General features: G+C 58.0%; 11 protein-coding genes. 4 read left to right on the plus strand and 7 right to left on the minus strand.

What is annotated here, in order from left to right; translation table 11 throughout:
• Positions 1–8: 8 nt before the first annotated feature.
• Positions 9–2,297: a primary-amine oxidase gene (gene tynA / locus TU84_RS21710; protein WP_048372767.1), complete on the minus strand. Its 2,289-nt coding sequence runs from the start codon at positions 2,295–2,297 to the stop codon at positions 9–11.
• A gap of 292 nt (positions 2,298–2,589) precedes the next feature.
• Between tynA and TU84_RS21715 the strand changes: the two genes are divergently transcribed.
• Positions 2,590–4,080 (plus strand): aldehyde dehydrogenase family protein, encoded by a 1,491-nt coding sequence (locus TU84_RS21715; protein ID WP_048372768.1) that lies wholly within the window; start codon positions 2,590–2,592, stop codon positions 4,078–4,080.
• A 28-nt stretch (positions 4,081–4,108) separates the two neighbouring features.
• Here TU84_RS21715 and TU84_RS21720 read toward each other — a convergent pair whose 3' ends face one another.
• Genes TU84_RS21720 through TU84_RS21730 form a run of 3 tightly spaced genes read right to left on the minus strand, consistent with a single transcriptional unit; the run spans position 4,109 to position 6,993 of the window.
• Entirely contained in the window at positions 4,109–5,026 is a 918-nt protein-coding gene (locus TU84_RS21720) for a DMT family transporter (RefSeq protein ID WP_053225289.1), read from the minus strand.
• A 2-nt stretch (positions 5,027–5,028) separates the two neighbouring features.
• On the minus strand, positions 5,029–5,988 hold the full coding sequence (locus TU84_RS21725) for a 2OG-Fe(II) oxygenase (protein WP_048372769.1): 960 nt from the start codon (positions 5,986–5,988) through the stop codon (positions 5,029–5,031).
• Positions 5,989–6,012: 24 nt separating this feature from the next.
• Positions 6,013–6,993, minus strand: coding sequence for a hypothetical protein (locus tag TU84_RS21730; protein ID WP_048372774.1), 981 nt, complete (start codon positions 6,991–6,993; stop codon positions 6,013–6,015).
• A gap of 162 nt (positions 6,994–7,155) precedes the next feature.
• On the opposite strand from TU84_RS21730, the gene TU84_RS21735 reads away from it, so the two are divergent.
• Positions 7,156–8,004 (plus strand): LysR substrate-binding domain-containing protein, encoded by an 849-nt coding sequence (locus TU84_RS21735; RefSeq protein WP_048372775.1) that lies wholly within the window; start codon positions 7,156–7,158, stop codon positions 8,002–8,004.
• On the opposite strand, the gene TU84_RS21740 is transcribed toward TU84_RS21735, so the two are convergent.
• Together TU84_RS21740 and TU84_RS21745 are read right to left on the minus strand one after the other, a co-directional pair.
• The gene (locus TU84_RS21740; RefSeq protein ID WP_048372776.1) at positions 7,998–9,488 is read right to left on the minus strand and encodes a M81 family metallopeptidase; all 1,491 of its coding nucleotides are present in this window, start codon (positions 9,486–9,488) and stop codon (positions 7,998–8,000) included. The two genes, TU84_RS21735 and TU84_RS21740, sit on opposite strands and share 7 nt — an antisense overlap.
• A gap of 29 nt (positions 9,489–9,517) precedes the next feature.
• Positions 9,518–10,822 carry an MFS transporter gene (locus TU84_RS21745; protein ID WP_048372777.1) on the minus strand — a complete coding sequence of 435 codons (1,305 nt, stop codon included), beginning with the start codon at positions 10,820–10,822 and terminating at the stop codon, positions 9,518–9,520.
• Positions 10,823–10,947: 125 nt separating this feature from the next.
• Between TU84_RS21745 and TU84_RS21750 the strand changes: the two genes are divergently transcribed.
• Positions 10,948–11,859, plus strand: coding sequence for a LysR family transcriptional regulator (locus TU84_RS21750; RefSeq protein WP_048372834.1), 912 nt, complete (start codon positions 10,948–10,950; stop codon positions 11,857–11,859).
• Here TU84_RS21750 and TU84_RS21755 read toward each other — a convergent pair.
• Positions 11,853–12,761, minus strand: a complete 909-nt coding sequence (locus TU84_RS21755) for a LysR family transcriptional regulator (RefSeq protein ID WP_048372787.1) — start codon at positions 12,759–12,761, stop codon at positions 11,853–11,855. The two genes, TU84_RS21750 and TU84_RS21755, sit on opposite strands and share 7 nt — an antisense overlap.
• Before the next feature lie 187 nt (positions 12,762–12,948).
• Here TU84_RS21755 and TU84_RS21760 point away from each other — a divergent pair, with 187 nt between their 5' ends.
• Positions 12,949–13,986, plus strand: a complete 1,038-nt coding sequence (locus tag TU84_RS21760; protein WP_048372789.1) for a D-cysteine desulfhydrase family protein — start codon at positions 12,949–12,951, stop codon at positions 13,984–13,986.
• Positions 13,987–14,079: the final 93 nt, after the last annotated feature.

The raw sequence follows: 14,079 nt of genomic DNA on the forward strand, positions 1-14,079 counted from the left end.
TATACAGGTTATTTTGCCGTGTTGAGGTTCAGCGTCGGAGTCTCATCGAAGAAGTTCCACGGTTTCAACAGCACGTGTACCCACTCGGTCGGCATGATCGGCCATTCCTCGGCCCTGGCGATGTGGGTTGTACCGGTGGTGAGCCACACCACATTGTCGGTGTTTTCGATGGACTGGTTATCATGGGTGAACTGCCCCAGCCCGGTGTCGGTTTGCGAGCGGTTCGGGTATTTGCCTTCCGGGTACTTTTCGTCCGGGTTGTAGCGCGTCACCCAGAGTTGTTTGTCCATGAAGCTCAAGCGGTGGTAGAGCCATTCGTCCTTGCCGAAGTTGGCGCCCTTGGCCACCGGGTGAGTGCCACCGGCATACGGGATCAGTTGGTAGGACACGGGGTTGCCGACTTTGTTTTCCTTATTAAGGTTGCTCAGCAGGCGCACGGTCGACGGGTCGAATTTTTGTGCAGCTTGCTGTTCGGTGCTGACCACCCGCTGTTCGGTCTGCATGGTGCTGGTGCGGGGGCCGCCGCGGTCGTTTGGCGCGATGACCGGGTTTATTTCGACCAGTGAGTTGTTTTCCCCGTCTATGTCCATGTCCAGGCGAAAGTTATAGATGTGCTGGTGGGTGGTGCCGACGATGTTGTGGTCGATCAGGGTGCCGTAGCGAGTGTCTTCCTTGGCGGTTGCTTCATGCATGGTTTTACTTTTCACGCCCTTGACCGCTTCGATACCCGTAGCGCCTACGTCGATGCCAATGGTGCCGTTCTGCTGCAAGACCCAGTCGAAGATGTAGTCGTAGTTGCCCACGGTGCTGATCCAGCGGATCACCAATTCACGCCGCTCGGCACTCAGGTTGGGCTGGCCCATTTCCTGGTGTTTGTATTCTGGACCGGCGTAACGTTCGAACACAGCGAGGGCGTGAGGGATTGTGGTGGGTGCACCGGTGTAATCAGCAATGGTTGCATCCAGCAGCACGGCATTTTGCGGAGCGTCTTTACCACGGGCAATCGGCGAGGTGAGCGTGCCCATGCCGTAGTCGCCCGAATCCAGATACGCCTTGAAGTACCAGCCTGCGTCCGGGTCCCCGTACGGCACGATCATGCCGCCCAGGTTGCCCTCGTACATGATTTTGCGTTTATTGCCCTTGTCGTCATAAGTGACGGTAGACAGGATCGGCCCGACCCGCGAGTCGAGACGCACGTGCAAGTCCCAGTTCTGCCAATGAATGCTGTTGCCGGTAATGGTGTAGTTCTTGCCCTCCGGCTCGATGATCTCTAGCGGTTTTAGCGCGACGCTTTTGCGATCGCGACCATCGTAGGGGGTGGCTTTTATGGGGACCGGAATCACTCCTCCATCCTCGACCTTGATGAGTTTCTTTTGCTCCAGGTCGACCACCGCGACCAGCCCTTCGATCGGATGGGCCCAGTAGTTGCCGTCACCAACATCGAGGTAGCTGACGATTTTCAGCAGGCGCTTGTCTTGGGTCAGACCGTCCTTGCCGTCGAAATAGCCCACGGTGAGGGGTGTCGTCACCACTTTTTTAATGTCAGTGATGCCACGTTTGGCCAGCGCCTGGGCGTATTCGGGGCTGGTATCGATCACGGATTGCACGGTGGCAAAGTCGTCCAGCAGCACCATGCCGTGAGCGCCTTCAATGGGCTTCCACGACAACAGGGTTTTGCTGTCCAGGTCGACCTGGCCTTCAATCACGTGCTTTCCGTCCAGTACCACGATATTGGCCTGGCGCGGCTGCGCAGGTTTTTGCCCGGTGTAGATGAAATTCCACACCTGGTCCTTGGGCGGGGTATGCACCGAGATTTCGGTGAAACGCAAACCCGGTTTGTAGTGCCCGGATGTCTTGATGATCTCGACCGCAGTGTTGATCTCATCCGCGCTCAGCGGGTTGAGCGGGCTGGGGCGGGTTTCGATGACAAATGTTTTGTCCAGACCGGACTGGAACACCTGGTTGATAAAGTCTTTGGACATGAACGCCGTCTTGCCCTTGAACACCACTGGCACCGTCAACTCCATGCGCTTGCCGTTGAGCACGGCGACTTTGCTGTCGGGTTTCACCTTGAGGTAGGCGCCGTCCTTGGCAATCACGAACACATCGGCGTAATCGTCCCATTTGACGGTGGCGCCAAACGCTTCAAGGGTTGACTGCAGCGGCACCATTTCGGCGGCGCCGCCATGGGCGTGGGCGTTGGACTGCAAACCGGGCAGGCCTAAGGTACCCAGGGCAATGGCCAGTGCGAGTCGGGCCAGGGGCGTTCGTTTGAGCAAAGCGGCGGGCGAAAGCATTTCTGATTTCCTTGAGGTAAACCGAGGACAGTGTCAGGCAGCACTTTGCTACAGCGCGTGGAGGGATGCTTTTGGATTCTCGCCAAAATCCTTGTGCTGCGTGCCTGAATTGTCAGGCCGCCTTATTCGCAAATGTTGTTCTGCCTGCGATCCAGGTTGCGCAACGTTTGGCAAATCAGCCAATACAACTGGCACGCAGGGAAAACCCGGCTTGGCGTCGAGCATCGACAATCGCGTCAACCTTGCCGGTCACAGTGAGCGGCTTGCAACTCAATTGAAAGAAAGGTGCTTTATGAGCAACGTTGAAATCCTGCCACAGGTTGCTGCATTCCTCGATCGTCGCCATGGCTGCTTTATTGACGGCCAATGGGTATTGGCAGATGGGCAAGCCATTGCAGTGCTCAACCCGGCGACCGGTCAAGTGCTGTGCGAAACCCTGGATGCACCGCCGCACCTGGTTGAACAGGCCGTACAGTCGTCTCGCGCTGCTTTCAAGTCGGGTGTGTGGTCCGGTTTACGTCCGGCCGATCGGGAACGGATCCTGCTGAATTTCACTCGCCTGGTTGAAGAACACGCTGAAGAACTGGCGCAGCTTGAAACGCTGAGTCAGGGCAAGTCGATCAATATGGCGCGGGCGCTGGACCTCAATGCCACCGTTGAATTCATGCGCTACATGTCCGGTTGGGCGACGAAAATTGAAGGCCAGACCTTTGATGTGTCGATTCCGCTTCCGCAGGGGGCGAAGTTCACCACGTTCACCAAGCGTGAGCCGGTCGGTGTGGTGGTGGGTATCGTGCCGTGGAACTTCCCGCTGATGATCGCCGCCTGGAAACTGATGCCAGCGCTGGCCAGCGGTTGCACGGTGATCATCAAACCGGCGATGGAAACCCCGCTGACCGCCATGCGTCTGGCTGAACTGGCGGTTGAGGCGGGTATTCCGGCTGGCGTACTCAACGTGGTGACCGGCGGTGGCGCCTCAGTCGGCGGTAGGTTGACCAGCCATCCACTGGTGAGCAAGGTGTCGTTCACCGGCTCCACCCTTGTGGGCAAAAGTGTCGGCGTGGCTTGCATGGAGAATATGACCCGGTTTGCCCTGGAACTGGGCGGCAAGAACCCGATGATCATCCTTGCCGATGCAGACGTCGACAAAGCCATCCAGGGCGCGATCCTCGGCGGTCTGTTGAACAATGGCCAGGTGTGTGCTGCGGCATCGCGCTTCTATGTGCACCGCTCGATTCACGATCGTTTTGTCGAGGGGCTGGCTGCTGCAGTCTCGGCCCTGCCGATGGGCGCGGGCATGAACTGCGATGCAGCGATCAACCCTTTGGTGTCGCGTAAACAGCAACAGAGCGTGCTCAAGCACATCGAACTGGCGCGCGAGCAAGGTGCGCGCGTGGTGTTGGGGGGTGAATCGCAGGAAGGTGAGGGGTTCTATGTGCAGCCGACCATCCTCGCAGACATTGACCACAGCATGGCGGTGGCCCGCGAGGAAGTGTTTGGTCCTGTGCTGGCTGTCATGCCGTTTGATGATGAGGACACCGCGATTGAACTGGCCAACGACAACCGCTATGGCCTGGCTGCCAGCCTCTGGACCAACGACCTGACCAAAGCGCTTAACCTGGTGCCACGCATTGAAGCCGGCACCGTGTGGGTCAACGCCCATGTCCTGCTGGACCCGGCGATGCCATTTGGGGGTGTTAAACAATCGGGCATGGGGCGTGAATTTGGCCGCTCGGTGATCGAGGCGTGTACTGAGCTTAAATCGGTGTGCATTGCCCACTGATTGCTCGTCGCCCAGTTTGAATGCCTTCTCATGCTTCACTGCAAACGGCGCAGACATGGCTGCGCCGCCGGGTAATCAGGACTCCAGTGGCCACCACCAAAATGCCCACGTAGGTGGTCCAGTGCAGGGCGTCGCCAAACATCAGGGCGGCCCACAGCAAGGTGACCGGCGGCTCCAGATAGACCAGCGCCGACACGCGAGTAGCGGACATTCGTTTGAGCAGGGTCCACAGGCTGAGGTAAGCAATAAACGTTGAGAACAGCGTCAACCAGCCGACGGCCACCCAGACATTGGCCTGGGTGGGTACATGGATGTCATTCAGTGCCAAACCGGCAGCAAACAGCAGGACCAGCGTGGTGGCCGATTGTAGAAACAGTGGCATTAGCTGGCCGTCCTTGCTGTGTCCGGTTGCCAATACGGATTGCTGGCGCTGATACAACGTGGCGATAGACAGGGTGATCGCCGCGATCAATGGCAGGGCATACAGGCCAATGCCGATGTTGTTGTTGGACAGGGCATACTCGCCGCAGATCACGATGCCGACCCCGCTGAATCCGATCACCAGCCCAAGCCATTCCTGCAAGCCGCTGCGCTCGTGGTTGCCCCGTGCTGCCAGGGCGGCGGTGATCAGTGGCTGCAGTGCGCAGATAATCGCCGCTATCCCGGCGGGCAGGCCGCCACGTATGGCGATATAGACACTGACCAGGTAAGCGAACTGAGACAGGAAGCCAATAATGGCGTTATAGCGCAACTGTGCCCGGGACAATGCCCACAGTCGCTGCCAGACAAACGGCAGCAAACACGCAGTGACCAGCAGGAACCGCCAGAACAGCAGGTTGATGGCGCCAGCATCTTCAGTGCCCAAGCGGGCGCCGATAAAGCCCGAACTCCAGGACAGGACGAAGACGGCTTGCAGTGAAAACAGATACAGCGTGCTGCGTGACATAGTCAATTCTCTGGATAGCGCAGTTCTTCGAAGGTAATGGGGGCGATACCGATACGTGCGAATTGTCTGGCGGCTGAGCGCTGTAAGGCCCAGCGCAGTTTTAACCAGTTGGGAATGGTCGCGGGGATGCCATCGTCTGAGGCGAGGTGCCAGAACTGGTTGGAATCTTCACGGGCGTAAGGGCAGTGGAAGGACAGCACCAACGACATGCGTCGGCCGGTGCTTACTGGCCGAACGCCATGAAACAATCGACTGCCATAAATGAATAGCGCATCACCGGGTTCGATCAGCGGGGCGGTTTCGAACGTACGGTGATTAAGGGCGTCGAAAGACTCGACAGTGCTGTTATGAAAGACGAATTCTCCGCCGGTGTAGTCGGACGAGCGCGTCAGCACAATGTTCAGCACATAGTTGGTGCCGTCGGTATGCCACATACCGAGTTGCTGCTGTTCATGCTCAGGCTTGGGATAGAAATAATTGATCTGCGACCGGGCATTGAGCATGGGGTAGGGCACCAGGGGGACGCCCGCGATGCGCGAGATGGCTAACAGGAAGCGGCGACTGTTCATCATGGCGTTGATGAACGGCGATAGCGTGGTGACTGCACGTGTGCGCCGGGAAATGATCCAGTCGCTGTTATCTGCACATTCTTCCAGACGCGTGCAGATGTCTTGAAGAATCGCCACGGCTTCGGGCGTGAACAACCGGTGTGCGCAAGCCACTGCGGTGATGGTTTCGGCCGGTATGTCGGGGTGCGGGCTCAAGGCGTAGCCCAGGTCGGCAAGTGTTCGCGCATCGCTGATCGTAAGGTTTGCCTGGCAGAGCAGGTCGTCACGCCAGAGCGCTTGCTCGTCGGCAGTGGGCGAGGCACTGCGCGAGCTTTTTCTCAACGTGGATTTCAGCGCCAGTTTTACTCGCCCGACGCCGCGCTCAAACAGGGGTAGCGGGTCTGTGTGATCCATGGTTCATGGCTCCCTGTGGTGTTGCTATTGGAGGTATTTGGCAATCTGATAGCGCACCGAGCCATCACCGCTGGCGAATTCATCCAGCACGCTGCAGTTGCAGTGTCGGGCTCTGATGCGACGGAACTGTTCTGGGGTGTATTTGAGGCAGATATTGGTCAGCAGGCAGCCTTGTTGGCGTCCCTTCTCAACGGGTTGCAGTGTGACGGCCACATGGATCAGCTCATCCAGCAGTTTGAATCTCACGAGGGTGACAGCATGCTCATCCAGCGGGATGAAGCCTTGCTGCATTGCAACGACCTGCGAAAACCTGATCATGTGCGGGTTGGCATAAAAAGCGTGGATGTTGCTTTGCAGCCCTTCTTCGTAGATCTGCATCTCCGAAATGATGTAAGTGGCGTCGCTCGCGAGGCTACGAATCAATCGTCCGGTGGTCACCGGCAACTCGTTGCCTTCTTGAAAGCCAAGCAAGGTAATCAGGGTAATGTCCTGCTCATGATGCAGGTCGGCACGTTCAACGGTTCGATAGTCGGCGGCGATGTAATTGAAGCTTCCATGCTGTTCCACGATTGGAAACACCGCATCACGCATTACGCTTTCTGAGGTCTGATTGATGTCGATGGCGGTATAGCGCAGGGAGGTGCAAGCCTCAGTGATCCGCCCCAGCAAGTGCGCGGTTTTGATCGGTTCAGGGCCTAATTCAACATAGTGCACATGGCGATTCTCGCTCATCAGGGCCAGACGCTCGGCAAGCGTGCCGAGAATATCTTTGAGTGCGCCCTGGCCTTGGGCGTCGGCACACAGCCCATCCTCGGCCATACCTTGCTGATTCAAGGCGCACATGAGCTGAAATATTTGCAAGTTGAAGCGCGAAGGGTTGCCAGAACTGGCCAGGGGGGCGGTCAGGGTCGAGTACTTGGCGTGGTTCTCAACGGTCCATAGTCGGGTGTTCTTATAGCGTTCGGTGCGTATGAGGGCATCTACAACAAAGTCATTCAGGCTCATCGGTGTCACTCCATACGATGGTTTGAGTGGTCTTGTTTGCTCCGGTTGAGGTTGCGCGTGCAGTGGCTGGCATGTGTTGACCCCACCATAGGAGTGGGTGTAAACCCTGTACAGTTGAATAAATCGAATCGCTGGTTCGACATAACGAAATCAGGTGACCTCATGGGCAGAGCCCTCGACATTGATGTGCTCAGAACCTTCCAGGCCGTGGCCAGGTTCAGGCGCTTCAAGGATGCGGCCGATTACGTCCATCGCAGCCCTTCGGCAGTGACAACGCAGATCCAGAAACTTGAGGCAAAGGTTGGGCATCAACTTTTGGTCCGCAACAATCAACTCGTTGAGTTGACGACTGCAGGGCGGCAACTGTTGGGCGAAACCACGCGTTTTTTGATGGCCCATGACCGGCTGTTGGCAACGTTGTCGCCACAACTGATGACGGGCAAGGTTCGTATGGGAGTCCCGGACGGTTATGCCGAGCAATTGATGGCGGACTTTTTACCGCTGTTCGTCGCGGGCAATCCGGCTCTGGAGCTTGAAGTGGTGGTCAAATCCAGTACTGAACTGCTCGACCTGTTTGCACGCAAACAACTGGACCTGACCATCGCTGTCAGTCATGAGCAACTGAGCCATGCTGAGCGGCTGCGTTCTACACAGCCGTGCTGGGCGGCGGCTGCTGGCTTCAAGTACGATCCAGATCAGCCTTTGCCCATTGCCCTGCAATTGAGTGGCTGCCCGTACCGGGAGTCAGCGCTGGCGATCTTGAAAGCCGCCGGGATCCGTTACCGGATCCTGCTGGAGAGTGCCAATTCCCACGCTGTATTGGCGTGTGTGAGAAGTGGTTTGGCGTTGGGCATTGTGGAGGCTCAGGGGGCGGCCGATGACGGTTCGCTGATTCTTCAGATGGCTTTGCCCGGCCTGCCTGAGCATCACGTTTATCTGCTGACGGATACATCCCATCATGCGGCAGTGCATCTGCACGAAATGCTCAGGTCATCCTTTTTGATTCAGTGATGAAACGCAGGCCCGTTGGGCTTTAAGCGGATGCCTTCACGCAACCTTGTCCACGGGATGTCCGCCGGGTCTGCGGTCATCGGACCTGGTGCTTTGGCCACCAGGATGTGCTCGGCGATGGGTTGGAAGTCGGCGCGAAAATGCACGGAGCTTTTGTTGACCAGTACGCTCATTTTTTCAGGGTCGATGCCGGCCAGCCGGTACAGGGTACGGTCCAGCATCTGGCATTTGCTTGAGCTGACGGCAATGCTCACATCGTCGATTTTCAGACCCGCCACCGGGCCGACATCAACGTCCATGCCATTCATCATGGGGCCTTCGAAGCGGCAGCGGCCGTCAGACAGGTGGGTGACTTCAAAGCGGCCTTGTAATGGCTCATCCCCCGGCACGCCGGATTGCCCGCCCAGCGCGATGTCAATAAAACCGCCCAGCCCGACGGCAATCGCGGCCTGAACCGCTGCAGGATCATAGATCAAACCGATGGCAGCGTTACGCGCCTGGTGGCTTAACAGGGCTTTGAGCATGCCCATGGTATTGCCGTCGCCACCTGCGCCGGGGTTGTCCTGGGTGTCTGCAATCACGATGGGGCGTTGGGCCGACGCTGCCAATGCCATGGCCTGGCGCACGGCATCGTCTGGAAGCAGAAGTGGCACTTCCCACTGATCTTCTTCGCTGACCAGCTTGTCATACAGGGCGCCGACGGCGGCTTGCAGCGCCTGCGTATCCAGCCCATAGCCCCAGATGACCGGTCCGCACTCTTCGAAATCGGCGGCCGGAAAGCCGGGGGTGAAGGACAGCGACAGGCTTTCTGACTCAAGGTGCTCCAGTTGCTGGTAAAGGCTGCGCGCGGGCTCCAGCAGGGTGCACATGCCATTGACCGGAATCAGGAAGGGCAGTCGCAGACTGGCGTGCTGCAGTTTCCCGCAACGCAGTCGCAGATCAAGCAGTTGCGCGGCTTTTATGCCGGTTTCAGCCATGTCCACGTGGGGATAGGTTCGAAAGGCAACCATGGCATCGGCCTGTTCGAGCATCAAATCGGTCACGTTGGCGTGCAGGTCCAGTGAGACCACGATCGGTATGTCCGGCCCAACCACGGCACGCAGCCGGCTCAGCAGTGTGCCTTCACCGTCATTGGTATGTTCGGCAACCATAGCGCCATGCAGGTCCAGATAGAGGCCGTCCAGTGTCTGGCTGGCAGCCGCCTGGATGATTTCATTGGCAATGCGCTCGTAGGCCGCTTGGGTGACATGGGCTGACGGGCTGGCTCCGGCCCAGATCACTGGAACCACCTCATAGCCCAGTCGCTCGGCCTCAATCAGAAAGCCGCCTGCGGGGATGTTGACCTCGCGTAATTTCAGCACGTCCGCGCCCCTGACCATTTGCGGGAAACCTTCGCCTCTGACGAAGTTTTCGTATTCTGCTTTGGAGGGCGCGAAGGTATTGGTTTCATGCTGGAAACCAGCCACCAGGATTCGATAGGCCATGACAGTAAAATCACCTTTTTATTATGGGTTTAAACGGCTTGGGTAGACGTTGCTCTTTGCTGAGCGTGTTCAGGTTTGTTCGCGGCCAGCAGCACGGCCCCCAGCAGCAGAATCACCGAGATGAACACCAGGCCCGAGTCAGAGTTGCCCGTGGCCGTTTTGACATAGCCCATCAGCGTCGGGCTGAGGAAACCACCGGTAAGCCCGATGGTGTTGATGACGGCAATGCCGCCTGCGGCCGCGTCACCTTTTAAGTGCTGCGAAGGGATGGCCCAAAACACTGTGTAGGCAGACCACATCATGGTGGTGGCCAAGGACAGGAACAGCAGTGATAACCCGAAGTGAGTCTTGTAGATCACCGACGCGGTCAGGCAGATCGCACCTATCAATGCAGGAAGAGCTGTGTGCCAGCGCCGTTCATAGAAACGGTCGGAGGTCCGGGCAAAGATCAGCATGCCCGCCATCGCGCCTATATAAGGAATGGCCGAGTACCAGCCGATCTGCATGGTGTCGTGGATACCTGACTCTTTGATGATGGTCGGCAGCCAGAAACTCATGGCATAGATGCCGCAGATCAAGCAGAAATACCCCGCTGCCATCAGGTAAACCCGTGGGTCTTTCAATACCTCTTTGAACGAATGGTGGTCGCCCCGACCTGTGCCGATGTGCGCCGCCAGTACTTGTTTTTCAGGTTCACTCAACCAGGGCGCGGTGGCCGGTTTGTCACTCAGCACTTTCAGCGCAAGCACACCCAGCAGCACAGCGGGGATGGCTTCCAGAAAGAACATCCATTGCCAGCCGGACAAACCGTGTACGCCTTCGAACGCAGTCATCAGCCATACCGAGAGCGGCGCGCCAAAGATCCCGCCCAGCGGCGCTGCCAGCATGACGATTGCCAGCACTTGCCCCAGCCGTTCGCGGCCGTACCAATAGGTCAAATAGAACAACATGCCCGGCGCGAATCCGGCCTCAAATACCCCGAGGAAAAAGCGCAAGACGTAAAACGCCCGTTCCGTTTCGACGAACATCATGCAAGCCGACGTGGTGCCCCATAAGATCATCACTCGACTGAGGGTCTTGCGAGCGCCGATCTTGGGCAGCAGCAGATTGCTCGGCGTCTCGAACAAGGCGTAGCCGATAAAAAAGATACCGGCGCCCAGCCCATAAGCGGCATCGGACAAGTTCAGGTCGCTTTGCATTTGCAACTTGGCAAAGCCCACATTGACCCGGTCCAGATACGCCACGAAGTAACACACGAGCAAAAAAGGTAATAACCGCCAGTCAATCTTTCGATAGATGGCTGAAAGCTCACTCGCTGGCTTGCTGCTGTGCATACGGCTCTCCACGGGATCTTTTTATTGTTCGATCGATATTCAAGTGGAAACCTTGCGTGAGCAAGAGCAACTTTTTAATGCTAGCGTTGCTCTGTAAGCAACAGTCATTGAGCAGCAGGTTTATCGTGAGAGATCTGAATCAACGTCGAATGCGCTATTTCTATGAAGCTCTTTCCAGCGGTTCCATTCGCGGGGCGGCGGAGAATCTGAACACCGCGCCTTCTGTGATTACCCGGCAAATTCAATTGCTGGAGGAAGAGGTCGGCAGCGTCTTGTTTGAACGCCAGGCCCGCGGTGTGGTGCCGACTGAAGCGGCGCAGTTTCTTCTGGAGTTCTGGCGTGGCTGCCAGGCGCAGCAAGAACACCTCGAAGACCGCTTGCGCGGGCTCAAAGGCTTGAGGGAAGGGGATATCCGGATTGTTATCAGCGAGGGCTTTATCGACTTGCTGATCGATAAGGTCTTGAGTGAATTCACCGACACCTATCCCGGCATTCGCATCACGCTGGACGTGTTGCCGGTCAACAGCGTGCTTGAAGAAGTCGCGCAAAGCGCCGCGAGCATTGGCCTGGCCTACAACCCCCCGGCGCACCCTGACGTGACCTATCGCGCGTCGTCCTTGCAGCCGGTTCGTTTACTGATGCGCTCGGGCCATCCGTTGGCGCAGCTCAGCGAGCCGTTGAAGCTGGAAGACATCTTGCGTTACCCGTTGGCAGTGATGCCGTCGGAATACGGCCTGGGGCAAATCATTCAGCTCGTGCTGCATACCGAAAACCTGTCCATTCGCCCGGCCATGGTCACCAACTCCCTGACGGCCCTCAGGCGGTATGTGATGAGCGGTGATGCGGTGACCATGATGAGCGAGTTCTCGGCCTTCAACGACCGGGTCAGCGGCGCGCTGGTGACCCGCTCGATCGATCACCCGCTGTTCCAGAATGTTCATGCTCGGCTGTTGGTGAAGCTCAACAAGCCGCAATCGGTAGGGGCTGAAGAGTTGCTCAAGTGGATCGAGCATCGAACGTCTATTTTCGGTCAGTGAGCGTGTGGCTCAGGCGTAGACGAGCCCAGCCGTTCGCTGATGAACGTGACAAAGGCATTGAGCTTGGGAAGTGATTTTTTTGAGCGCAAATAGACCATTTGCACCGGCTTGGGCTCCGGTGCACAGGCACTCATCAGCGGCACCAACTCACCACTGGCCAATGCCGCGGCTACCAGAAAATCGGGCTGCATCAAGATCCCGCAGCCGGCAATGGCCGCTTCAAGCAGCACCTTGCCATCGTTGCTTTTGAGGACCGCCTGCTCGGGCCACGGAACGTCTTTGTTGCCTTGGCGTAAGGGCCAGGCAAAGCGATTGTTCCACGAGGTGTGGGTCAAAATCCGGTGTGTGGACAGATCCTCCGGGGTCTGCGGTGCCTGCCAAGTGGCGAGGTATTTGGGCGCCGCGCAGATCACCATCCGGTAGGGCGGCAGTGGCCTGCAAACGAGGTTGACGTCCACCCGCTCGGAAATCCTGAAGCCCAGATCAAATGAGCTTTCGTAGAGGTCCACGACCTTATTGCTCAAGATCAGCTCAATCTGAATCTCGGGATACAGTTGCATGAACTCGGTGACGAGTGGACCAATCAACGCGCTGCCCAGGGTCATCGGCGCGGTCACGCGCAGCAGGCCGCTGGGTCTGTCGGTGGAGGCTTCGACGCGCTTGAAGGCGTACTCGATCTGCTCAAGGGCGGTTTTGGCTTCGGCGTAAAACAACCGGCCTTCACCGGTGACGGACTGGCGGCGCGTTGTTCGTTGAATCAGCTTGGTGTTCAAGGCCGTTTCAAGGCTCTGAATATGCCGCCCGACCATGACCGCCGACATGCCCACCTGAACCGCAGCCTCAGCAAAACTTCCCGCCTCGACGACCGCCACAAAGACTTCCATTTGCCTGAGCTTGCTCATAAAAAATGCCTTCTGGCTGTACAGATAAAAACCCAAAAACCCTTATAGCGCAGTTTGCGGCCTGAACAGCAGGCGACATTGATTGCGAACCTCAGGTTATACAAGTACTAACTTTCAGTGCGTTTATTACCCGCTGGTTTGTTCCTATATTAATTAAGAATAAACATCAGCGATGAGGTCACAGAACATGCAAACCAGACTGGACAAGGCTTTGGCGGCCTTTCGCCGGGCAGATGTGTTGCAGGGCGCCACCCGCATTCAACGTGCCGAGCGGCTTGAACAGGAGCTGGGCTTGCGCGAGCAAGGCGTCGGCCTTTACCTCAAACGTGATGATCACATGCACATCGGCGGTGGCGGCAACAAGCTGCGCAAGCTTGAGTTTCACCTCGGTGCCGCGCTGAAAAACGGTGTTGATACGCTGATTACGGTTGGCGGGATTCAGTCCAACCATGCGCGTTTGACGGCGGCGGTCTGTGCCCGACTGGGCATGGCCTGCGAGTTGATTCTGACCCGCTCGGTGGCCAAGGCCGACTCCGATTACGAACTCAACGGCAACGTCCTGCTGGATCAGCTTTTTGGTGCCCGGATACAGGTGCTGGCCAAGGGGGCCGACTCTCTGGCCGCCGCCGAGCACCGGGCCAATGAATTGAGAGCAGCGGGGCGCAACGTCATGGTTATTCCTACTGGCGGCTCGACGCCGTTGGGTAGCCTGGGCTACGCCCGTTGCGCGGCAGAAATCGCGCAGCAAGAGATCGAGTTGGGCGTTCACTTCTGCGAGGTGGTGATCCCCAATGGCAGTGCGGGCACCCATGCCGGGCTAGCGGCAGGCTTTGAGCTGCTGGGGCGTGGGGCTTCGACCGTGAAGTCCTGGTCGGTGCTGGCCGATCAGCAAACCTCTGCAAGCAGGACGCGGCAGCTGACTCAAGAGGCGCTGGCGCTGCTCGGTCATGCAGCCACCCTTGAGCCGCAGGCCATCCATATCGATGGCAGCCAACTGGGGGAAGGCTACGGGCTGCCGACACCGGCGATGATCGACGCCGTGCAACTCATGGCCCGTTGCGAAGGGCTGCTGGTTGACCCGGTTTACTCGGGCAAGGCCTTCGCAGGCCTGCTGGCTGACCTTCGCCAAGGCCGCTACCGCGCTGGCGATAACGTGCTGTTCGTCATGACCGGCGGCACTCCGGGCCTTTACGCCTACCGCGACACCTTCACCCAAAGCCTGTAGTCGCTGCAAAGGTACGAGGCTGCGAGAGATGAAACGGCGGTCCTGCGGCCCGCATCGCAGCCTTCGTGCCTCGACAGCGACTACAGCTGCGCC

Origin of the sequence: Pseudomonas helleri, assembly GCF_001043025.1 — a bacterium.
In the GTDB taxonomy this organism is placed as follows: domain Bacteria; phylum Pseudomonadota; class Gammaproteobacteria; order Pseudomonadales; family Pseudomonadaceae; genus Aquipseudomonas; species Aquipseudomonas helleri.